General features: G+C 39.3%; 20 protein-coding genes and 1 pseudogene. 8 read left to right on the top strand and 13 right to left on the bottom strand.

From position 1 onward, the window contains the following. Nucleotides 1-16 precede the first annotated feature (16 nt). A complete protein-coding gene (gene mazG, locus I4641_RS14150) occupies nt 17-835 on the bottom strand; it encodes a nucleoside triphosphate pyrophosphohydrolase (RefSeq protein WP_229641188.1) in 819 nt (272 codons plus the stop codon). A gap of 68 nt (nt 836-903) precedes the next feature. Further along, nucleotides 904-1,542 (bottom strand): peroxiredoxin, encoded by a 639-nt coding sequence (locus tag I4641_RS14145; RefSeq protein WP_229641187.1) that lies wholly within the window; start codon nt 1,540-1,542, stop codon nt 904-906. Between the two features lie 208 nt (nt 1,543-1,750). Between I4641_RS14145 and I4641_RS14140 the strand changes: the two genes are divergently transcribed. Further along, entirely contained in the window at nt 1,751-2,890 is a 1,140-nt protein-coding gene (locus tag I4641_RS14140) for a pyridoxal-phosphate-dependent aminotransferase family protein (protein ID WP_229641186.1), read from the top strand. 116 nt (nt 2,891-3,006) lie between these two features. Here I4641_RS14140 and I4641_RS14135 read toward each other — a convergent pair whose 3' ends face one another. Both I4641_RS14135 and I4641_RS14130 read right to left on the bottom strand, forming a co-directional pair. Further along, nucleotides 3,007-4,302, bottom strand: a complete 1,296-nt coding sequence (locus I4641_RS14135; protein ID WP_229641185.1) for an efflux RND transporter periplasmic adaptor subunit — start codon at nt 4,300-4,302, stop codon at nt 3,007-3,009. 38 nt (nt 4,303-4,340) lie between these two features. Continuing rightward, nucleotides 4,341-5,276: a 2OG-Fe(II) oxygenase family protein gene (locus I4641_RS14130; protein ID WP_229641184.1), complete on the bottom strand. Its 936-nt coding sequence runs from the start codon at nt 5,274-5,276 to the stop codon at nt 4,341-4,343. A 548-nt stretch (nt 5,277-5,824) separates the two neighbouring features. Between I4641_RS14130 and dacB the strand changes: the two genes are divergently transcribed. The 4 genes from dacB to I4641_RS14110 all read left to right on the top strand — a co-directional run bounded on the left by dacB (nt 5,825) and on the right by I4641_RS14110 (nt 9,269). After that, the gene (gene dacB / locus I4641_RS14125; RefSeq protein WP_229641183.1) at nt 5,825-6,712 is read left to right on the top strand and encodes a D-alanyl-D-alanine carboxypeptidase/D-alanyl-D-alanine endopeptidase; all 888 of its coding nucleotides are present in this window, start codon (nt 5,825-5,827) and stop codon (nt 6,710-6,712) included. Between the two features lie 128 nt (nt 6,713-6,840). After that, nucleotides 6,841-7,191: a slr0373 family blue light stress response protein gene (locus tag I4641_RS14120; RefSeq protein WP_229641182.1), complete on the top strand. Its 351-nt coding sequence runs from the start codon at nt 6,841-6,843 to the stop codon at nt 7,189-7,191. A gap of 72 nt (nt 7,192-7,263) precedes the next feature. Then, nucleotides 7,264-8,775, top strand: a complete 1,512-nt coding sequence (gene ycf46, locus I4641_RS14115) for a stress-responsive protein Ycf46 (RefSeq protein WP_229641181.1) — start codon at nt 7,264-7,266, stop codon at nt 8,773-8,775. Nucleotides 8,776-8,918: 143 nt separating this feature from the next. Continuing rightward, nucleotides 8,919-9,269, top strand: a complete 351-nt coding sequence (locus I4641_RS14110; protein ID WP_229641180.1) for a DUF1257 domain-containing protein — start codon at nt 8,919-8,921, stop codon at nt 9,267-9,269. A gap of 98 nt (nt 9,270-9,367) precedes the next feature. On the opposite strand, the gene I4641_RS14105 is transcribed toward I4641_RS14110, so the two are convergent. The 8 genes from I4641_RS14105 to I4641_RS14070 all read right to left on the bottom strand — a co-directional run bounded on the left by I4641_RS14105 (nt 9,368) and on the right by I4641_RS14070 (nt 15,817). Then, on the bottom strand, nt 9,368-9,727 hold the full coding sequence (locus I4641_RS14105; RefSeq protein ID WP_229641179.1) for a phage holin family protein: 360 nt from the start codon (nt 9,725-9,727) through the stop codon (nt 9,368-9,370). 56 nt (nt 9,728-9,783) lie between these two features. Next, the gene (locus tag I4641_RS14100) at nt 9,784-10,635 is read right to left on the bottom strand and encodes a hypothetical protein (RefSeq protein ID WP_229641178.1); all 852 of its coding nucleotides are present in this window, start codon (nt 10,633-10,635) and stop codon (nt 9,784-9,786) included. Between the two features lie 100 nt (nt 10,636-10,735). Beyond that, nucleotides 10,736-11,164 carry a beta-carboxysome assembly chaperone CcmS gene (ccmS, locus tag I4641_RS14095; RefSeq protein WP_229641177.1) on the bottom strand — a complete coding sequence of 143 codons (429 nt, stop codon included), beginning with the start codon at nt 11,162-11,164 and terminating at the stop codon, nt 10,736-10,738. Nucleotides 11,165-11,357: 193 nt separating this feature from the next. Further along, nucleotides 11,358-11,675: a slr1957 family protein gene (locus tag I4641_RS14090; protein ID WP_229641176.1), complete on the bottom strand. Its 318-nt coding sequence runs from the start codon at nt 11,673-11,675 to the stop codon at nt 11,358-11,360. A gap of 303 nt (nt 11,676-11,978) precedes the next feature. Further along, nucleotides 11,979-12,527, bottom strand: coding sequence for a 5-formyltetrahydrofolate cyclo-ligase (locus tag I4641_RS14085; protein ID WP_229641175.1), 549 nt, complete (start codon nt 12,525-12,527; stop codon nt 11,979-11,981). Between the two features lie 6 nt (nt 12,528-12,533). Further along, nucleotides 12,534-15,023 carry a glycosyltransferase family 39 protein gene (locus I4641_RS14080; protein WP_229641174.1) on the bottom strand — a complete coding sequence of 830 codons (2,490 nt, stop codon included), beginning with the start codon at nt 15,021-15,023 and terminating at the stop codon, nt 12,534-12,536. Between the two features lie 14 nt (nt 15,024-15,037). After that, entirely contained in the window at nt 15,038-15,475 is a 438-nt protein-coding gene (locus tag I4641_RS14075; RefSeq protein WP_229641173.1) for a GNAT family N-acetyltransferase, read from the bottom strand. A gap of 54 nt (nt 15,476-15,529) precedes the next feature. Continuing rightward, nucleotides 15,530-15,817, bottom strand: coding sequence for a YiaA/YiaB family inner membrane protein (locus I4641_RS14070; RefSeq protein WP_229641172.1), 288 nt, complete (start codon nt 15,815-15,817; stop codon nt 15,530-15,532). Between the two features lie 203 nt (nt 15,818-16,020). Between I4641_RS14070 and I4641_RS14065 the strand changes: the two genes are divergently transcribed. The 3 genes and pseudogenes from I4641_RS14065 to I4641_RS14055 all read left to right on the top strand — a co-directional run bounded on the left by I4641_RS14065 (nt 16,021) and on the right by I4641_RS14055 (nt 18,249). Further along, entirely contained in the window at nt 16,021-16,710 is a 690-nt protein-coding gene (locus I4641_RS14065; protein WP_229641171.1) for a Bax inhibitor-1/YccA family protein, read from the top strand. A gap of 9 nt (nt 16,711-16,719) precedes the next feature. After that, nucleotides 16,720-16,947 (top strand): annotated as a pseudogene (locus tag I4641_RS24175) (D-aminoacyl-tRNA deacylase); the annotation flags it as partial. A gap of 114 nt (nt 16,948-17,061) precedes the next feature. Next, on the top strand, nt 17,062-18,249 hold the full coding sequence (locus tag I4641_RS14055; protein ID WP_229641169.1) for an aspartate aminotransferase: 1,188 nt from the start codon (nt 17,062-17,064) through the stop codon (nt 18,247-18,249). 9 nt (nt 18,250-18,258) lie between these two features. Here the strand turns inward: I4641_RS14055 and katG are convergent, their stop codons facing one another. Then, on the bottom strand, nt 18,259-20,463 hold the full coding sequence (gene katG / locus I4641_RS14050) for a catalase/peroxidase HPI (protein WP_229641168.1): 2,205 nt from the start codon (nt 20,461-20,463) through the stop codon (nt 18,259-18,261). Nucleotides 20,464-20,649: the final 186 nt, after the last annotated feature.

The following is a 20,649-nucleotide window of genomic DNA, read 5'->3' as shown; positions in this document are numbered from 1 at the left end:
CTAATAGCAGCTATGTTTAATGCAGTTTTTGCTTTGCCTGTTGCCAAAGAGACTCTAACTCATTGATATCATATTCATTCAAAGGCTTATCTGCGAACTTTTCCATCATGGCTAAACGTGCGATAAAACGATTGTTTGTTCCCTGTAAGCCATCGAAAGGATTCAAGTCATACCAACGGGCAATATTAATGATGGTAAACAATAAATCCCCCAATTCTTCTTGCTGATGAGCTTTATTTTCTGTTGCCAGGGCTTCCTTAAACTCGCCCAATTCTTCCTCAAACTTATCCCATACCCCTTCTACATTTTCCCATTCAAAACCTGCCCCCGCAGCTTTTTTTGATATCTTCATTCCTGCCATTAACGGGGGTAAACTACGAGCGTAACGTCTTAATTTACGGCTAAGTAACTTAGCTTGTTCGGGAGTTTCTCCTTTTTCTTGTGCTTTTATTTGTTCCCAATTTTGATTTACTTCTGTTGCACTATTTACTTCAACATCGCCAAATACGTGGGGATGACGACGAATCAATTTCTCAGTAATGCCCGTAGCGACTTGTTCCAGGGTAAAATCATTAGCTTCACTGGCAATCTGAGTTTGCAAGACCACCTGTAATAATAAATCTCCTAACTCTTCGGCGATCGCATTTTTATCTCCAGACTGGATAGCGTCTACTACTTCATAAGCCTCTTCAATCACATAAGGAATCAAAGTTTCGGGGGTTTGTACCAAATCCCAAGGGCATCCCCCATCAGGCGATCGCAATTTTGCAACTACTTCGATCAAACGCTTTAAGGCATCAAGAATAGACTGATTAGCTGCTGAATGAGAAGTCATAAAATTGGGGAATAGTTTGAGCAGAAGATTATGTAAGGGCGAATGGTCCTTCGCCCCTACGATATCAATTACTTATTAGGTTGGGGGGTCATCCGTAAGTAGGGTTTGATTTCTTCTACACCTTTAGGGAATTTTTTCTTAGCTTCTTCTGTAGGAATAGCAGGAGAAACAACTACATCTTCCCCATCTTTCCAGTTAACAGGAGTTGCAACGGAATAGTTATCAGTTAGTTGCAAAGAATCGATTACGCGCAAGATTTCAGGGAAATTACGTCCAGTGCTAGGGGGATAAGTCAAAGTTAAACGTAATTTCTTATTGGGGTCAATAATAAATACTGATCGCACGGTTACTTTCGCATCCGCATTGGGATGAATCATGTCATAAAGGTCAGAAACTTTGTTATCTGCATCCGCCAAAATGGGATAGTCAACTTTTGTTTCTTGAGTTTCGTCAATGTCGCAAATCCAGCCTTTGTGAGAATCTGCATCGTCGATACTCAATGCAATAGTTTTAACGTTGCGTTTATCAAATTCCGCTCTGAGTTTGGCTACTTCACCCAACTCAGTAGTGCAGACAGGAGTATAGTCAGCAGGGTGAGAGAAAAGGACTACCCAGCTATCTCCAGCCCACTCATGGAAAGAAATTTCTCCCATACTAGAATCTTGAGTAAAATCAGGGGCAGTGTCACCTAATCTAAGATGAGCCATTGGTAAAACCTCGAATTAATTTCTTAAAAATTGCAGTTTTTTATCTTCCCACGAAATGCTTGTGATTCGATCGTCTCTTAATTGTTCTTGATAACAGTTTGAATTACTAAGTAAATTTAACTTCTACTAATTTTTTTAGGAAATGATTATCTGTGTTTGCCATAAGATAAAATTAACGACTTGACTAGCATCAATATAGGACGACTTCATGGAAGACAAGCATATGCTAATGATTCCTGGGCCTACTCCAGTCCCAGAGAAGGTATTAAAAGCTTTAGGTACTCACCCCATCGGACACCGTAGCGGTGACTTTAGCAAAATTATTGCCGAAATCAATGACAATTTGAAATGGTTACATCAGACTAAGAACGAAGTACTCTCCCTTAACGTATCAGGTACGGGGGCAATGGAAGCAGGAATGATTAACTTCTTGAGTCCTGGCGATCGCGTTTTAGTCGGTGTCAATGGCAAATTTGGCGATCGCTGGGCGCAAATTTGTGAAGTGTTCGGTATCCAAACTGAACGTATTACTTCTGACTGGGGTACTCCCTTAGATCCAGAAGAATTTAAAACCGCATTAGAAGCGGATACTAACAAAGAAATTAAAGCGGTTGTCATTACCCATTCGGAGACTTCTGCGGGGGTACTCAACGACCTGGAAACGATTAATAAGTATGTTAAAGCTCATGGCGAAGCTTTGATTATTGTTGATGCTGTAACTAGCTTGGGTGCATATAATGTACCCGTTGATGATTGGGGCTTAGATGTAGTAGCTTCTGGTTCGCAGAAAGGCTATATGATTCCTCCTGGTTTGGGCTTTATTTCCGTCAGCGATAAAGCATGGAAAGCCTACGAAACTAGCAAGTTTCCTCGCTTCTATATGGACTTGGGTAAATATAAGAAAGCTAATGCCAAAAACAGCACTCCCTTCACTCCTCCCATAAATTTGATGTTTGGCTTACAAACAGCCTTACAAATGATGCAGAGAGAAGGATTGGAGAATATCTTTACTCGCCATCAACGCCTAACTAACGCTACTCGTGCTGCGGCTACAGCCATGGGTTTATCTTTGTTTGCGCCCGATGATGCGGCTAGTACTGCGGTAACAGCCATTCGTACCGATGACGCAGAAGCCATTCGTACTACTATGCGTCAGAAGTATGATATTGCCTTGGCTGGGGGGCAAGATCATCTCAAGGGGAAAATATTCCGTGTTGGTCATCTGGGCTTTATTAGCGATCGCGATGTAATCATGACAATTGGTTGTCTAGAAGCTACTTTAACCGAACTAGGTCACGATTTCGAGCCTAAATCTGGCACAAAAGCAGCAGCAGCAGCCTTAGTTTAAGCTCCATTTCTCAACTTCAGTTTGATTCGATCTTTGCTCCTTTGATTGATTTAACAGCGATCTGATTGGTTTAGATCGAATTGAATTGAAAAATCCTAACAGCCTACTAGTCAGCTTTATTGAGAAAGAATACTCAAACCGACTAAATCTCGATCTTTTAGGGGTTGACTACTGCGAAGCACGTACCTTTCTCCTGGTGATATCCCAGCAATAATTTCTACTTTTCCATTCGCGCGCTCCCCTGTAGTTACCCTACGTTTGGTTACTTTACTTGTCTTGTCACCGTTGTGTTTTGCCACAGTGAAAATATAATTGAGATCGCCCTCTGATATAATTGCCCTTTCAGGAACAATGACATGAGACTCTGTGGTAGATGCAAAATTGACTCTAGCCAGTAAACCTCCTTTGAGTAAATTGTTAGGGTTGTCTATCAATATTTCTAGGGGAATTTGACGAGATAAAGGATTTGTTGTGGGTGAAATACGGTTGATTTTTCCGAAAAACTGGCGATCTGCAAAGGCATCTAGCTTGACTTTTACTCTTTGTCCCACATTTACTTGACCCAAGTCTAATTCTGATAAAGGTACAACTATTTTTATCTGACTAAAATCACCAATAGTGATCACTTCTTCTCCTGGGCGCACTAAGCTACCTGGATCTTTGGGTACTGCGATCGCAATACCGTCGATTGGCGCAATTATCTGACTGTAGGCTTGGCGTTGCTTGGATTCAGCGATCGCAGAACGTTGGGTAGTGATTCTGCCTCGAACTATTTCCACTGCTTGTTCTTCTAATTTAACCGCTTCTCGGGCGGTCAATAAAGCTTTTTCTGCTATTTTGGCAGCAGTTTTGAATGATTCTGCTTGTTGTTGTGCGATTAATCCTGTTTTTGCTAAATCTTGGTATCTTAAAGCCTCGCTTTTAGCTTGCTGTAGCTGAATTTCAGTTTCTTCTAATTTAATTTGAGCATTTTTGACTTGAATTCCTGCCTGTGCCAATTCTGACTCTAAAGCTATTAATTCCCCTGTTTTTCCTGCGACATCCGTCTGCAAGATGCGATCGTCTAGTTTGCCAATTATTTGACCCCGACTAACCCTATCTCCAACTTCTACTGACAATTCTAATAGGGTTCCTTCAGTTTGCGATCGCCAAGATACTTGTTTTTGGGGTTGAGTTGTTCCCTTATATTGCTTTTGCTCGGATAAATAACTCAAACTAGCAGTTTCTACATCTACCTTAATTAGTTTTGCTGGTGAAAATGTACTAGTGGGATTTGATTCTCCTGTTGATATTTTCTGAAAATTATCCGGGGATTGGCGACGCGCCGAAGGATCTACTGCGCGATCGCAACCAATAAAAATTAGAGAAGCAAAAATTAGCCAACCAATGCCAAATTTATAATATACTAACAATTTTTTTTAAATATCATTTTAACCATAAAACTAAAACTTTAAATAAACTCAGCTAAACGTTTTTTGTGCAAACAATTTTTCTGTCTTTGGTTTGTATTGCGATCAATGAATTCCCATTGTTCTGGAGAAATTTTTCTAGCATTCCAAATCACTTGAGGCATAGCAGATGTGTAGCAAAAAGTAATAGAATAACGCTCGTAAAGAGTTGGAGGTTGGGCGCGATGAAAAACGCTACTAGTATCGCTAATTACGACGCTTCCTTTTGACGCCAAACAAGAAATCCAATCCGATCTAGGTATTGCTTGCGCCATTTCCTCGTCAGATATATATCCCAGATTATAGTAATTTAGTTTCTTGATCGCTTCTTGAGTAATTGTGCGAGAAATATAGTTATAAGGACCTCCTCCTGGTACTACATCGTTCAAATAGATAATTATTTTAATAATACGGCGATCTTCCCAATCTATATGCCATCTTCTGACCCCAGAATATTGACCGTCTGCAACACTTTTTCGCATTGCAAATCCTTGATACAAAATTGGTAGACCAATATAATTTTCGATGATATTAAGCAGTTTTGGTTCTAATGCCCATAGTAACATCTCGATAAATTCTCTTAAATCTTCTGGACTAGAGCCTACTTCACAAATATTACTCGTATTTTGTTCGGCAGAAGAAGTTTTTAATTTTTCTGCCAAAGAAAAAGTAGTACTCATCATCATATCTGTCGAAGGAAATTGCAATTCCTCTATCGGAATGACACAAGTTCCCTCCTGACGCAGAATCTTCAGAATCGACTCTCCTAGACGATCAAGTTCGGGCAAAAACTGAGCATGATTATCAAGTGCTTTTTGATAAACATGCTCTTTAATTGCTTGAAATGGAGGTATGCGATAAAACTCTCGTTTCAACTTATGAGGAATATTTTTAACTTTCTGAGCAATATAAGATAAATTATTAGCTGATATTTTCATAACCATATCAATAATCATTCTATTACCTAATAGAATATGTTTTTATAATAAGTTAAAGCTATTCATTTTTCCTTTAAATCTAAGAAAATAATAGTTTATTAGATTTAAAGGAAAATATAATTCTTTATATGTACGTTTATCTCAATTTAGGCATTAAATATACGTATTCTTTAAATTACCCCTTAATCTGTTTACATAAACTTTGTAAATGGTTAGTAATAGACTATATTGAGATCTGTCTAAGGAAATTTTCTTAACAAATATTCAAAACAAGTCATCAAACCTAATGACAAGAATTATCATTATAGTTCATAGTGCATACACCAAATCTAAAAATAAATTAAATTAGACTTGACGAACTATAAAACTATCGATTAAAACCTTGGTGGAAAGTTTTTCGGATTTAACCATTAGTCTTCTCCTTGAAAAGAAATCTGCCACTTTCAAAAGTAACTAGTCAGGTCGAGCAACACGCTACACTTTTTGAGATCTGAATCTATGGCTTGAACAAAAGTTTTTCGATTTGATTGTTCTTGATAGCTAAATTTATGAAATTTGTACGCGGTTTGCCTCTGGGTGTTTGTTTTTTGGTTACTTGTCTAAGTTTTAGTAGCTTCTTCTTTCCTTCTCCTGTATTTGCCGATCGTTCTATTAAGATAGGAAATAGTTTAGACACCATAGAACTTCCTTTTCCCATTCCGAGCAATCATGATTCGGGAATTTGTTCGGATCGAATAGAACCATCAATTAACAAGATTATTCAACGCCCCGAGCTAAATCAAGGAAAATGGGCAATTTTGGTACAGTCTTTGGGTGGAACTAATATATATAGTCTCAATCCAGACTCTTATATGGTTCCTGCTTCCAATATGAAGCTTTTGGTAACAGCAGCAGCGTTACAAAAGCTAGATCTCAACGGACAAATCCGTTCTACATCTATTAGTGATTGGATTAAAGTAACCAATCTTCAAAGTGACAACGCTTACGCTAATGTTTTATTAAAATACTTGGGTGGTTCTCAATCAGTCCAACAAGCTTTAAGTAATTTAGGCATAGATTCTCAAGGCTATCGTCTAAGAGATGGTTCTGGATTATCTCGCAACAACTTGGCAACTCCTAGAGCTTTAGTTTCTACTTTACGTGCCATGTATCATGCCAAAGGTAATGATGTCTTTTTTGCTTCTCTTCCTGTTGCTGGAATCAGCGGTACGCTCAAAAATCGTTTGCGTCACACCACCGCAGAAGGAACTGTTCGGGCTAAAACGGGTACTCTCCGAGGAGTGAGAGCTTTATCAGGCTATATCGACCATCCAGAATATGGCACTGTTGTATTTAGCATTATTACCAATCAGTCAAGCAATCAATCTAGCTATTCCGTAGTTAAGGCAATTGATGAAATTGTACTGGAGTTGAGCAGTTTTACAAACTGTTATTAAACTAGGATTCATCTCTTTTTTATTAAGCAATATTACAATAATGACGGCATAGCGTTATGCTGTCTTGACAGACAAGATCTAAATAGCTAAATTACATACATACCCGGGTAATTGTTAAATTTAGTGATATGCAAAGTAAGCAGAAAATAACTTTATATATACCTCCAGAACTGCATAGAAGATTAAAAATCAAAGCTGCTGTAGATGTAGAATCAATGTCTGTTCTCGTCGAAAAAGCAATCTCTTTTTATATGCAGTATCCAGAGAAAGTAGAGGAAATCGAGGCATCCATTCAAGGGAAGACGCACCAAGTGCATTTTTGTCCAGAATGTAGCGCAGCCGTGGTGGAAAGAGATGGTAATTTAGTGTCTCTAAGTAACCCAAAAACCATAGTAGATGATGAGATATCTCTTAAAGTGACCGACAGAACAGAAAGATCTGGAGAATCTAACGAAGAGGAATTAGTATCCTGTTTGTAAACTAGTTTGTCAGTTGGCGAGTTCGAAAATCTCAGAGAGTTAAGAGTCCATAATTCAGCAGGGTCGATACTTATGAAAGAAGAGCTAAATATTCTCGTACAAGCTCAATACCCTTTGATATATTTAATTACGCCAGAGGAAGAAAGAGCAGAGCAGGCGATCGAAAAAATTGCTAAAGATAATGCTGAATATAAGCGAGTATTTGTTTGGACAGTGACTAGGGGCATGGTTGAATATGGTCAACCCCGTCAATCAACCCAGCACAATACAGTATCCCCAGAAGCAGCAATAGAATGGACCACTAGGCAAAAAGAAGGTGGTATTTATATATTTAAAGATCTCCATCCATTCATAGAAGGTCCAGTAATAACAAGATGGCTGAGAGATGCGATCGCATCTTTTAAGGGCTCTGATAAAGTTATTATCTTGATGTCTCCCGTACAGACTTTGCCGATTGAGCTGGAAAAAGAAGTAGTAGTATTAGATTATCCATTGCCCAACCTCGCAGAGTTAAATCAAGTTCTTTCTAGTAGACTTGCGATCGGTAAAACAAAGCGTTTAGATACGGAAACCAGAGAAAAGTTGCTCAAAGCTGCGTTAGGATTGACCAAAGATGAAGCTGAAAAAGTTTATCGCAAGGCTCAAGTAAAAGCTGGTCGCTTAACTGGAGAGGAGGTAAATATAGTCCTTTCAGAAAAGAAACAATTGATTCGTCGCAATGGTATTTTAGAATACATTGAAGAAGATGAAACTATTGATTCTGTTGGAGGACTAGAAGAACTCAAACGATGGCTGACTCAACGTTCTAATGCTTTTACAGAAAGAGCGAGAGAATATGGTCTTCCTCAGCCCAAAGGAATGTTGATTTTAGGTGTTCCTGGATGCGGTAAATCTTTAATCGCCAAAACTACATCCCGTCTTTGGGGTCTACCTCTGCTTCGGTTAGATATGGGTAGAGTATACGATGGTTCTACAGTGGGTCGCTCTGAAGCAAATCTACGCAACGCGCTAAAAACAGCAGAATCCATCTCCCCAGTAATTCTTTTTATTGATGAGTTAGATAAAGCCTTTGCTGGTGGTGGCGGTTCGGGGGATTCTGATGGCGGTACTTCGGGTCGCATATTTGGTTCTTTTTTAACTTGGATGCAAGAAAAAAAATCTCCAGTATTTGTGATGGCAACAGCAAATCGTGTAGAAAGATTACCAGGAGAATTTTTAAGAAAAGGAAGATTTGATGAAATATTTTTTGTGGATCTACCCAATTCCGCAGAGAGACAAGATATTTTTGGGATACATCTTGGGAAGCGGCGTTCAGAGATTAGTCGTTTCGATCTAGAACAACTAACCAAAGTATCCGACGGTTTTTCTGGGGCAGAGATCGAGCAAGCAATCATCGCTGCGATGTATGATGCTTTTGCTCAAGACAGGGAGTTTACGCAGCTTGATATTATTGCTGCGATCAAAGCAACTCTACCTCTGTCTCGGACAATGACTGAGCAGGTAACAGCCTTAAGAGATTGGGCTGGACAAAGGGCAAGACCTGCCTCAGCCTCCGTTGCTGAATATCAGCGACTGGAGTTTTAACAGGCTTTCTTTTGTGAGTTAGAATAATTCACGGAAGGTAAGAGCTAGCAATTGCTAGCAGTTTTCTAAATAATCCGTTCTAAATTAAGACGGTTATTAATTTTAAAGTTGTTGTTTACTTCTCTTCTACTGGAGGAAATCTTATGTCTCACTTTAGTACTTTACGCACCAAAATCAGCGATTCTGCAATTCTAGTGAATTCTCTTCGCGATCTTGGTATTAATGTTCAAACTAATGCTGATGTTCGCGGTTATAACGGTCAGAGACTTCGTGCTGATATCGTTGCAACTTTAGAAGGCGAATACGATTTGGGTTGGTCTGAAAATAGTGATGGTACTTTTGACTTGATCGCCGATCTTTGGGGTGTTGCAAAAAAACACAACCAAACTGAGTTGATCAATTCAATCAATCAAAAGTATGCTGTTAATAAAACTTTATCTGAAGTTAAACAGCGCGGTTTACAGAATGCCAACGTTAAATTAGTTCTTCAGTAATAACAAGAATTTAATTTTAAGTTAAAGCGCGTTCCCAAGTATTGGGGTTGACTAGTTGATGTCAACCCTTTTTTGCGTCAGTATAGTCTGAAATTGAATTAGTTATTGGGGGATTCAATAGCCAAGAAAATTCGATCGACAAACCCAGATACTACAGTCAATACAATAGAACCAAGTAATGCAGGGAAAAATCCACTCACTAATAAGCCTGGGGTTAAATAACTAACCAAACCTAAAGAAATTGCATTAACAACTAACAAAAATAAACCGAAAGTTAAAATTGTCAGAGGAAGAGTAAATATAACTAGTATTGGTTTGACAATTGCATTAACGAGTCCCAATATAGCTGCTCCTAGAATAGCGGAAGAGAAGCTTACAATAGCAAAGCCTGGGACAAAAAAGGCAGTAATAATCAGCGAAACTGCTGTCGCTAACCATGTCAACAAAAATTGCAACATTTTAGTTACCTGAAAAAGTATGAAAATTCACTTGCTTTAATATTAGTAAATTTACGTTATCCCTTTCTACTGGTAAAAGTTCGGTATTTGCGAGCAACTTTGGTGCGAAAACTCACATTGACATCACCACTATGTTGTTCTAATAAAAGTAGGGGCGTTGGTTTGGCTTTTTGATTCCAACTCATGGTAACAATATGTCCTTGAATTGTCGGTAGCCAGTTGTCACTGCGTCGGTCAGATTTCAAATTACCAGATTGCCATTCACTCCGTCTTTCCGTCGGACTAAGAAACATTTCTACGCATTCGACAATTTGATTAATAGTTTGAGAAGTAGATTGAGTCGGTAATTTAGTCAATTTGACTTGAATGCGAAATAGCACTCGACGAATACTCTTGCCTTGGCTATCTGTATTGTAAGTAACGTCAAATGTTTCGTTAATATTGAAGCCATTCTTGCTAGCAATACCACCTCCAGCATTCTGAGACAGGTTAATCCGCATGGCAGTACTAACAAACTGTTTGACTTTTACTTTAGCTTGATTGACCAGTACATTGCGGAATACGGATTCTTGCATTCGCATTCTAATATAGTCTAGATTACAGTCCCTAGAGTTGATTAAGTCAGGATTTTCTTCCCACTGACGAATAGTCCCTAACGCAGTGTTTAATCTTTTTTCTAAACTAGCTACTTTGGTTTGTTCGTATTGAATAGCCTTTTTCAGTTGTTTATATTTCCATTTTCCATAAACAACTAAACTAATTAAAGTCATAAACAACCCTAAGCTACTCAATATCCAGATAGGGCTGTGCCATAATTTTTGTGTCAGTTTTATTTCGGGTAAAGCTAGAGTGATCGAAGAATAATTTGGAGCGACAACTAACTGAGCTTGGCTATTATAGCTAGACATATAAAAGAAAATTATAAATTTTATTCTTATATCTCAAATATGCCCATTAATTTATGAATAAATAACATATTACCCTACATTTTAATGGCTTGTTGTTTGATTAAATAATATAGTTTGCCAATGCAGTTTCTAAAGTAGCAATTAGTCGATCTATATTACCATCAGTTGTAGAGAAACAATCAGATGGTGTTGATTCTGGTTGAAAATTGATTAATTTAACTTGTCCTTCTCCAATTGCGATGATTACAACTTCGATTTTTGGGTCGTAGCCATCAACAATACCTAAAATTTCCTGTAGTTGTCCTCTAGTATTTTTGTTTAATGCTTGGAGATCCTCTGAAGAACAAGCAACAAAATGGGGGGTGGGTTTTAGGTCTATGCCCAAAATATCATTGCTTTCCCCCCACTCTTGTTTTAATCCCCAAGCTAAAGCAGCAAGCTCTAATTGCTGATCTGTAACAAAACGATCTAATTGAGATCGCCATTTTTGTTGTTTTATTTCTGGTCGATTACCACCCAAGTCAAACATAGTTTAAATATCTATATAACATAGTTTTTAATGTAGCCAATTGGCAGCCCTATCTCAAAAATAATTGCCAAATTTTCAGCTACATTATTATTTATATTATTTATGGTCTTCTGATACTAAACTAAAGTCAAATATTTTGAACTTATCCTAGTTATTTTGAACTCTGATAGGTTTTTGAAGATTGATGAATAATTTAGATTTCGCATTCCATTTTAGCAAAACTAATCGCACTAAATCCAAAGGCTAAGATTAATGGCATTGGTGACATCCATAAGCAGGTAAAAACCAAAGCGAGAACGGTTATAGCTACGGTGGCTAGTGACAACTTTTGTTCGCTATGGCTTAAACCTTTTTCGCTTTTGATTAGTCTCATCACTTTTTGGGGAATAGGTTCTGGCATAACACAGTTAGGAGGAAAAGCCCAATAGCTGTTGTAGCGTTCGCGAACTAAATCTGTCCATCCATTGAGATCGCACCATTCTTGAATCCATTCGTCGTGAAAGTGTTGCATAAGATTTGAGAAAAACTTGGTTTTTATGTTTATTTAGTAAAAAATATGATGGAATTAAAGCTTTAAATATTATTTGAATTAATTGCTGTCTTAACAGACTAGCAAAAGCATTATTTTTTTTAAATGCTTATCTCTATTTACTTAACAAACCTTAAATGAAATTATCTATTATGAAAAAGTTGATCAGCACAATTGCTTAATAAATTTTAGATAACTCTTAACATATCTTCATTACTTGTTATTGTTATTTGGTTTATAAAGTAATTAAGTTCCTTATTAACAAACTTCCCTGAGAATGCTATTTTATGGATTTAAAAATTTAGTTTCGGTGCAAACAAAATCTAATTTTATATCCCACGAATCTCTGGGTAGTCGATCTAGATAAGCAAAGTCAAAAACGACACCAATAGTAGTAATACCACAGCATTGAGAAGAACTCAGCAATCGGTCGTAAAAGCCTCCTCCATAGCCCAAACGATATTTTTCTCGATCGCAAGCAACGGTAGGAATGAGAATTAAATCAGCCGATAAAGCCTCTACTATGGGCGCGCTTTCTAAAGGTGTTGGAATGCCATATTTATCTTTAATTAAAGAGTCTCCTGGCTGCCATAAATGCCAGACTAAAGATTTGTTAACGCAACGAGGAAAAGCCCATTGTTTATTAAGAGAAAATAAAGGATTTAGATCTACTTCTTTACGAAAACTAAAGTAAGCAAAAATAGTATTCGATTGTAAGAATAAAGGCGAACTTATAAGACGATCGCAAATTAAATTGCTTTTAGTTTGCCATTTTAGTTCTGAGAGTTCTTGTCTTTGTTTTAATATTTTTTTCCTGAGAATACTTTTTTCCATCAGTAATTAATAATTAAACAGTTTCCAAGCTTTAATCAACCTTCCTTGCATAACTGCTGCTGCTCCCTGAAGAGTTGTTAGTTCAGGAATATTGGGATTGATTTCGATAGCAGAGTTTAGTGCGACTTCGGCAAGTCTGGGTTGCCAATCATAGAGATACACAAAGGCTAAATAAGCATATCCATAGGGGTTTTGAGGATATAAATTAGTAATCTGCTTAAAAGAGGAGATCGCGCCGTTTACGTCTTGCTGTAAGACTTGAGACAAAGCGATCGCATATAGCCAATCTTTTTGTTGCGGGGGGCTAACCTGTTGGTGTTTTAACCGATAAGATAAGCTTAATTCTGCTTGTTTTAAATAGTCTTGTTGGGCATCATATTGATTGATGCGGGCAGTTTGGGCAAAAATAGGTTCTAATCCTTGAATATTTTCTGCCATCTTCGGTGCAGTATTGCGTAATTGAGTCACAAGATCCAATTCTGGCGCGGTAATTGGGGCTGCTTGGGGATCGATAATAATTGAGGTGGAACTAAGATCTATGGGTTGAGTGTTTCCAGTATGGCGATCTAAATAAACCCCTTGCAAATTATATTTACCTGGCTGTATATTTCCAGGAGGTAACATAGCCGTTCGTGCTATAACTTGGAAAAATTCTCCATCTTCAACAGTATGAGAAAAGTTTAATGCACCCATTCCTATAGCGAGATCGTGTATCCAAAAAGAATTAGGGTTATCTTCGTGTTCCCAAGTTAATAACACCATACCAGATTCTAAAGTATGGCGATCGCCTTGCCATTGATAGGTAACAGGAATAGGTACGCCTGGGAGAGACTGGGTGATGGGGAGATAGGGAGATAGGGTGATGGGGAGACTGGGTGATAGGGTGATGGGGACAACTTCGACAGCAGGGCGATCGCGATGGTAGAGTTTTAACCAGCTATCATCGGGTAGTTGCCAGGTTTTTTGCAATTTGAAGTCTTTTCCTTGTTCAACTAGTTTGACTATAGCTGGTTGAGATTCTGGGATAGATCCTTGTTCTCCTGTTTTGGTAATAAACCAATCTAGCGATCGCGAATCTGGTAATATTTCTGATTTTCTAACTCCTACTTGACGACCAGAAATACGAGCATTGTTTTGCTTGCCGTAGAAAGAAAAGTTATGCTGATTTATTTGGAGAGTTGAAGGCAGGATTCCCAGTACTGTTCTCAAATATGGAGAAATATTTTGGATTTCGGCGATTACTTCAGGATGGGGATAAGATTTCCCAGTATAGGGATAGCGTTGAGTACGAGGATTGAGTTTGCTAGCAATAGCCTCTCCACCCACAGGAAAGATATTCAACAGTATCAAAATAATTCCCAAACTAGCTGTTATCCATAGAATATATTTTCTTCCACGATCGCGCCAAGATAATAAGCCGACAGCTAATATTAAGGATAGTACGGGTAGTAGAGGTAAAATATAACGAGCGTCCTTATTAATATTCAGGGAAGAAAGAAAATAACCCCCTAACAAGAAGACTGCGATCGAGATCCAGGCTTTTTTGTTTGCATAAATTAAATTCTTGGTATTACTGCGTCGATAAATATATTTGCGGATTAGATATATTAATAATCCTACTGAAGGAATGATTAACAAGTGCCAAGAAAGCAGGTAAGGTAAAATTTTGCCATAATAAGTCCAAGCATTGAGAGTATTTAAGGCAGGATCTCCTTCGGCGATCGCAGAATCAACCGTTGCCCGTTTTCCTGAAGTAAGAATCAATAGCCAGTTAGTACGATACCAGGGGAAAGCGACGGCGATACCGACTAGCAAAGAACTAATTAGCTGCAACAAACGCAACCATTGACGTTTCTTGAGGACGCTCAGAAAAACCCACAATAAAGGGAAAAATAAAAAGAATAAAGCGGTTTGCTTCATCAACATAGCCAAGCCAAAGGATATTCCCCATAAAATGCCGAGTATCCAGCCATTTAGTTTATTTTGATTGAAAAAATAAAGAGTAAGCAACCAAAAACTAAAAATAACAGCAGTAGTCAGGGGATAATCCAGAATAAATTCCAAACGATAATAATATAAACCAGGAATTAATTGACATAGCCCTGCTGCCCACAAGCCAGTGTTAACATCAAACAAGACTACACCCAAGCCATAGACAGAAACCAGCAATACCGCACTGTAAAACAACATAATCAAAGTTGCCACATCTTCAGTCGTACCGAATAAATTAACTAAAGGTGCGGTGAGAATATAATTTAGAGGTGGTATCTTGTTCGACAGCAACCAAAAACTTCGCCACCATTCCCCACTCAACCATTGAGAAGTTTGCAAAGCTTCGGCATAATTCAAGACACCATTGAGATAGTCAGCCTGATCCCACGCTGGTACAGAATTATCTAGAGAATACCAAAAGCGATCGCACACCGCCCCGAATAACCAAATCAAACCGAGAATAATTAACCCTTGTTGCCAACTAAACTGTCTGTTTTCTCTCACCAAACTCAATCGTTTTACGATAACTGCTTGACCATCTTTACATGACTCATACCAGCTTCGCTAAACTTTTCTCCGACTATCTCAAAACCCAATCCCTGATAGAGAGGTGTAATATATTCTTGTGAGTAGACTATTGCTCTAATTTTATTTTGGTCTGAAATAACTTCCAAAGCAGCAGACATTAATTTTTTACCAATACCTTGCTTTCTGGCTTGGGGTAATACTGCCAGTCTTTCTATCTTAGTTGTATCGCGATCGATTTCTCTAATTCTCGCCGTACCTACAGCTTCATGGTTGATATAAGCCAGAAAGTGAGTTGTATCTGCATCCAAACCATCAAATTCTAGTTCTGCGGATACTCCTTGTTCTTCCTGAAATACTTTTGTCCTAATATGTTTGATTGCAGCTATTTCAGCTTGATATCCTACCGTCTTGATTTGTAATGAATCCATATTATATTTCCACAAGTAATGGTTAAAACTTTACTCCACTACTGTACTATCCTGTTATTTGAGGCTATCGTGTTCGGCTAAAATTCTCTCCACTCTCGCCTCTTCAATTTTGCTCGTTAATTTTTTGCCTTCGTGAATATCTCTCTGAGTTTTAGTCAAGCTGATAGTCGAACCAACGGTAAAGGTTAATCCCATTCCCATAAAACCTTTGATCCAACCATCTACAGGTAAATACATCACACCCACTGCTGTGGCAGATATAGAAATAAAAAAAGACAACCAAGTTTGAATTATCCAAGCCGAACTATGATCTTGATTGAGAGATTTTTTGCTTGTTACCATAACTTTTTGTGAACTACAATTCAATTACCAAATATCTTATAAAAGTTTGCTGGCTAGAATTAAACCTAGATGACAGTTCCTCAATTGGATTTATTGTCATTGTTTGAGATCGCTATAGCAATTATTGAAGTTAGCTAAAATACAGTTAGTATTCGTTCTCAAGTGAAAATTATTATTAAACCTCGATGAGGTAAAAAAAAACTATGGTAAGTGTGGCACAGGCGCGTCCGAGCGATCGCCAAGAATTTATTAAAAAGACTTATACTCATCTAGCAGGGGCAGTTGCAGCCTTTATTCTAGTAGAGTTTATTTTATTCCAAACTGGTATTGCCGAAGGAATTACCAATTTTATCTATCAAAATAGATTTGGTTGGCTGATGATTTTGGGTGGTTTTTCCCTATTAGGGTGGATGTCTAGAAGCTTAATCGCCAAAGCAGATGATGTTAATACCCAGTATGCGGGGTTGGGTATGTATGTTGTGGGGGAAGCCCTGATTTTTGCACCCATACTTTATATTGCTGCGTATTATGCCAACGATCCCAATCTGATTCCGATGGCTGCTATTCTGACAGGAATGATGTTTGCAGGTATTACGGCGATCGCTTTTACGACTAAACAAGATTTCTCTTTTCTGGGAAATTTCCTGAGAATTGGTAGTTTTATTGCATTAGGTTTGATTATCTGTAGCGTTCTCTTTGGCTTTACCCTGGGATTGATCTTCTCTGCGGTGATGATAGTATTTGCAACCGCTGCAATTTTGTATACTACTTCTAATATCATTCACAAATATCAAACCCATCAATATGTTGCAGCTTCTTTAGAGTTATTTGCTTCAGTAGCTTTATTGTTCTACTACATTTTGATGACTCTTTTACGATCTTCTCGTAACTAAATCAATCAAATGCGCGTTATCATCCAGCGAGTCAAATCTTCTTCAGTAACAGTTGAAGGACAAGAAATAGCCAGTCAAGAAATAGCCAGTATTGATCGCGGTTTAAACTTGTTAGTGGGAATTTCTGCCACCGATACCGAAGCCGAACTCGACTGGATAGCGCGCAAATGTCTCGATTTACGTCTGTTTACCGACCAAGCAACAGACAAATCTACATATTCTTGTCCGATTGAGGACCGCTATAGAATATCTCAATACATATCTCCTGTCACTTATTTCTTAGATTTTCCACCACAAAATTCAACAATTTAATGAGAGAATAGGAAGCTACGTAAATTGTTAGCTGTGAATATGAGTTTAGATTGGATTAGTCGTGCCGAGCGTTTAAGTGCATTGCCTCCCTACGTATTTGCTCGTTTAGACGAACTAAAAGCCCGCGCCAGAGAGCAAGGACTCGACTTGATAGATTTAGGAATGGGCAACCCCGATGGTGCTGCACCCCAACCCGTTATCGATGCTGCGATCGCAGCTTTACAAGATCCTCTAAATCATGGCTATCCACCCTTTGAAGGCACAGCTAGCTTTCGTCAAGCCATTACAACTTGGTATCAACGATGCTATGGCGTTGAATTAAGCCCTGACAGCGAAGCTTTACCCTTGATTGGTTCAAAGGAAGGTTTAGGACATTTGGCAATGGCTTATGTCGATCCTGGAGATACGATTCTCGTCCCCACTCCCTCCTATCCCGCGCACTTTCGCGGGCCTCTAATTGCAGGGGCAAAAATTTATCCCATACATTTATCAGCAGAGCAAGATTGGCTGATTGACTTTAGCTCTATCCCCGAAGATGTAGCCCAAAAAGCTAAAATTCTTTACTTTAATTACCCCAATAATCCGACTACTGCCACCGCACCCAGGAAATTTTTTGAAGAGGCAGTTAAGTTCGCCCGTCACTATGAGATCCTACTAGTTCACGATCTTTGCTATGCCGAGTTAGCCTTCGATGGCTATCAACCCACATCTTTGCTAGAAATACCAGGAGCAAAAGAGATTGGTGTAGAATTCCATACCCTGTCCAAAACCTATAACATGGCTGGTTGGCGCGTTGGTTTTGTGGTGGGGAACTCTACAATAATTCAGGGCTTGCGGACGCTTAAAACCAATTTAGACTACGGTATTTTTTCTGCCATTCAAAAAGCTGCCGAAACCGCTTTGCAGTTACCCGATGAATACATTCAAGACGTTCAACATCGCTACAGCACCAGAAGAGACTTTTTAATTAAAGGTTTGGCAGAATTAGGTTGGAATATCACTCCTTCTAAAGCAACTATGTATCTTTGGATAGAAACTCCTCTAGGGCAAGGTTCGACTCAGTTTGCCCTTGATGTTTTACAACAAACTGGGGTGGTTATTACCCCAGGAAATGCTTTTGGCGAAGCAGGAGAAGGCTATGTCAGAATTAGTCTAATTGCAGATTGCGATCGCCTGGGAGAAGTGTTACGTCGTTTCAAACAAGCGGGAATTTCTTATCAAATGTAGACTATATATTTATCCCTTCTTCAAGTCAAAGCGATCGAGGTTCATTACCTTCGTCCAAGCAATGATAAAATCTCTCAGAAACGATTTTTTTGAATCTTGGCAACCATAAACTTCCGCAATAGCTCTTAGCTGGGAGTTTGAACCAAAGATTAAGTCAACGCGAGTACCAGTCCACTTTAGCTCGCCAGTTGCTCTGTCGCGCCCTTCAAAAATGTCTTCAGCTTCAGAAGTGGCTTTCCATGTTGTACCCATATCCAGCAGATTTACAAAGAAATCATTACTGAGGGTTTCAGGAGAACTAGTAAAAACTCCATATTTAGAACTATCGTAGTTTGTCCCCAAAACTCTGAGTCCACCAATCAAAACTGTCATCTCAGGTGCTGTTAGCTTGAGTAATTGTGCTTTGTCAATCAATAATTCTTCTGCCGATACAGCAGATTTAGCTTTGACATAGTTACGAAATCCATCTGCGAATGGTTCGAGTGCTGCAAAAGACTCTACATCAGTTTGTTCTGCCGACGCATCTGTACGTCCTGGTGTGAAAGGGAGTTTGACGCGGTATCCTGCTTTCTTCACCCCTTGCTCGACTGCTGTGCATCCAGCTAGAACAATCAAATCGGCAAGAGATACCATTTTGCCATTAAGTTGTGCATTATTAAACTCCGTCTGGATCTTTTCTAGCCGATCTAGCACCATAGCTAATTGCTTGGGTTGATTAACTTCCCAATCTTTTTGTGGAGCGAGACGAATACGCGCCCCGTTTGCTCCACCGCGCATATCTGAACCGCGGAAGGTGGAAGCTGATGCCCAAGCAGTGGAAACCAGTTGCGAAATCGAAAGTCTTGAAGCTAAGATTTTTTCCTTAAGCAGAACAATGTCTTCTTCATTAACAAGCTCGTGAGTCACTTTGGGAATGGGATCTTGCCAAATAAGCTCTTCCTGAGGAACTTCTTTACCAAGATATCGAATGCGAGGTCCCATATCGCGGTGGGTTAGTTTGAACCAAGCTCTCGCGAAGGCATCTCCAAAGTCTTGGGGATTTTCGTAAAAGCGACGCGAAATTTTTTCATAGGCAGGGTCCATGCGCATAGCCATATCGGCTGTAGTCATAATGGGTGCATGACGCTTATTAGGATCGTGGGCATCGGGAACATCATTTTTTCCAGCTCCATCTTTAGGTATCCATTGGTGTGCGCCAGCAGGACTCTTTGTTAATTCCCACTCATAGCCAAACAGGTTTTCAAAATAGTTGTTGTCCCATTGCACGGGGTTATTAGTCCATGCACCTTCGATACCACTAGTAGTTGCATGAACTCCTATACCAGTGCCAAAACTATTCTTCCAGCCGAGACCTTGCTGCTCTATACTGCTGCCTTCAGGTTCAGGACCAACAAGTGCTGCATCACCAGCACCGTGACATTTACCGAAGGTGTGTCCCCCCGCAACGAGTGCCACTGTTTCTTCATCATTCATTGCCATCCGTCCAAAGGTTTCGCGAATGTCCCGACCCGAGCCAACAGGGTCAGGCTCCCCGTTTGGTCCTTCTGGGTCAACGTAGATCAGACCCATTTTAACTGCACCGAGGGGATTTTCGAGTTCACGATCGCCAGTGTATCGTTTGTCATTTGTCAGCCATTCGGTTTCATTACCCCAGTAAATGTCTTCTTCTGGCTCCCAAACATCTACCCGTCCACCTGCAAAGCCGAAAGTTTTAAGACCCATGGATTCTAAAGCACAGTTACCAGCGAGAATCATCAGATCGGCCCAGGAGATTTTTTTGCCATATTTTTGCTTGAGAGGCCATAGTAGCATGCGCGCTTTGTCAAGATTTGCGTTATCGGGCCAACTGTTGAGCGGTGCAAACCTTTGGTTTCCAGTCCCTGCACCACCTCGACCATCGCCAATGCGATAAGTTCCAGCACTGTGCCATGCCATCCTAATGAAGAGAGGTCCATAGTGACCGTAATCCGCTGGCCACCAGTCCTGAGATGCGGTCATCAGCTCAAAAATATCTTTCTTGAGCGCATCTAGATCTAGGCTCTCGAATGCTTCGGCGTAGTTGAATGCTACGCCCATAGGATTAGATTGGGGTGAGTGTTGGTTCAGGATCTTCAGGTTCAACTGATTCGGCCACCAGTCACGGTTTGCTGTGCCACTACCCGCCGCCAATTTCTGAGTACCACCTATAAAAGGGCATTTATTTTCGCTGTTCATAATATTTATGATCGTTTTTAGTATTGTATCTATAGATCTGAGTGAGGTTTAAATCTATCTAAAAACTTAGCGTTTTATGACTGAGATCTTGCACCTAATCCATAATCGACATCATTTTCATTGTTCCAATTATGGTGCGATTGAGGATATATCTGCAAATCAATTTTAAACTTTGGATTTGAGCCA

Origin of the sequence: Waterburya agarophytonicola KI4 (assembly GCF_020640915.1) — a bacterium.
Taxonomy (GTDB): Bacteria; Cyanobacteriota; Cyanobacteriia; order Cyanobacteriales; family Xenococcaceae; genus Waterburya; species Waterburya agarophytonicola.
Note: the sequence above shows the minus strand (reverse complement) of the source record. Positions and strands in the feature narration are given on the sequence as shown.

What these genes read in the sequence shown, in the direction of transcription:
- mazG (WP_229641188.1), bottom strand. Translation starts at nt 835, where the DNA reads ATGACTTCTCATTCAGCAGCTAATCAGTCTATTCTTGATGCCTTAAAG.
- I4641_RS14145 (WP_229641187.1), bottom strand. Translation starts at nt 1,542, where the DNA reads ATGGCTCATCTTAGATTAGGTGACACTGCCCCTGATTTTACTCAAGAT.
- I4641_RS14140 (WP_229641186.1), top strand. Translation starts at nt 1,751, where the DNA reads ATGGAAGACAAGCATATGCTAATGATTCCTGGGCCTACTCCAGTCCCA.
- I4641_RS14130 (WP_229641184.1), bottom strand. Translation starts at nt 5,276, where the DNA reads ATGAAAATATCAGCTAATAATTTATCTTATATTGCTCAGAAAGTTAAA.
- dacB (WP_229641183.1), top strand. Translation starts at nt 5,825, where the DNA reads ATGAAATTTGTACGCGGTTTGCCTCTGGGTGTTTGTTTTTTGGTTACT.
- I4641_RS14120 (WP_229641182.1), top strand. Translation starts at nt 6,841, where the DNA reads ATGCAAAGTAAGCAGAAAATAACTTTATATATACCTCCAGAACTGCAT.
- ycf46 (WP_229641181.1), top strand. Translation starts at nt 7,264, where the DNA reads ATGAAAGAAGAGCTAAATATTCTCGTACAAGCTCAATACCCTTTGATA.
- I4641_RS14110 (WP_229641180.1), top strand. Translation starts at nt 8,919, where the DNA reads ATGTCTCACTTTAGTACTTTACGCACCAAAATCAGCGATTCTGCAATT.
- I4641_RS14105 (WP_229641179.1), bottom strand. Translation starts at nt 9,727, where the DNA reads ATGTTGCAATTTTTGTTGACATGGTTAGCGACAGCAGTTTCGCTGATT.
- I4641_RS14100 (WP_229641178.1), bottom strand. Translation starts at nt 10,635, where the DNA reads ATGTCTAGCTATAATAGCCAAGCTCAGTTAGTTGTCGCTCCAAATTAT.
- ccmS (WP_229641177.1), bottom strand. Translation starts at nt 11,164, where the DNA reads ATGTTTGACTTGGGTGGTAATCGACCAGAAATAAAACAACAAAAATGG.
- I4641_RS14090 (WP_229641176.1), bottom strand. Translation starts at nt 11,675, where the DNA reads ATGCAACACTTTCACGACGAATGGATTCAAGAATGGTGCGATCTCAAT.
- I4641_RS14085 (WP_229641175.1), bottom strand. Translation starts at nt 12,527, where the DNA reads ATGGAAAAAAGTATTCTCAGGAAAAAAATATTAAAACAAAGACAAGAA.
- I4641_RS14075 (WP_229641173.1), bottom strand. Translation starts at nt 15,475, where the DNA reads ATGGATTCATTACAAATCAAGACGGTAGGATATCAAGCTGAAATAGCT.
- I4641_RS14070 (WP_229641172.1), bottom strand. Translation starts at nt 15,817, where the DNA reads ATGGTAACAAGCAAAAAATCTCTCAATCAAGATCATAGTTCGGCTTGG.
- I4641_RS14065 (WP_229641171.1), top strand. Translation starts at nt 16,021, where the DNA reads ATGGTAAGTGTGGCACAGGCGCGTCCGAGCGATCGCCAAGAATTTATT.
- I4641_RS14055 (WP_229641169.1), top strand. Translation starts at nt 17,062, where the DNA reads ATGAGTTTAGATTGGATTAGTCGTGCCGAGCGTTTAAGTGCATTGCCT.
- katG (WP_229641168.1), bottom strand. Translation starts at nt 20,463, where the DNA reads ATGAACAGCGAAAATAAATGCCCTTTTATAGGTGGTACTCAGAAATTG.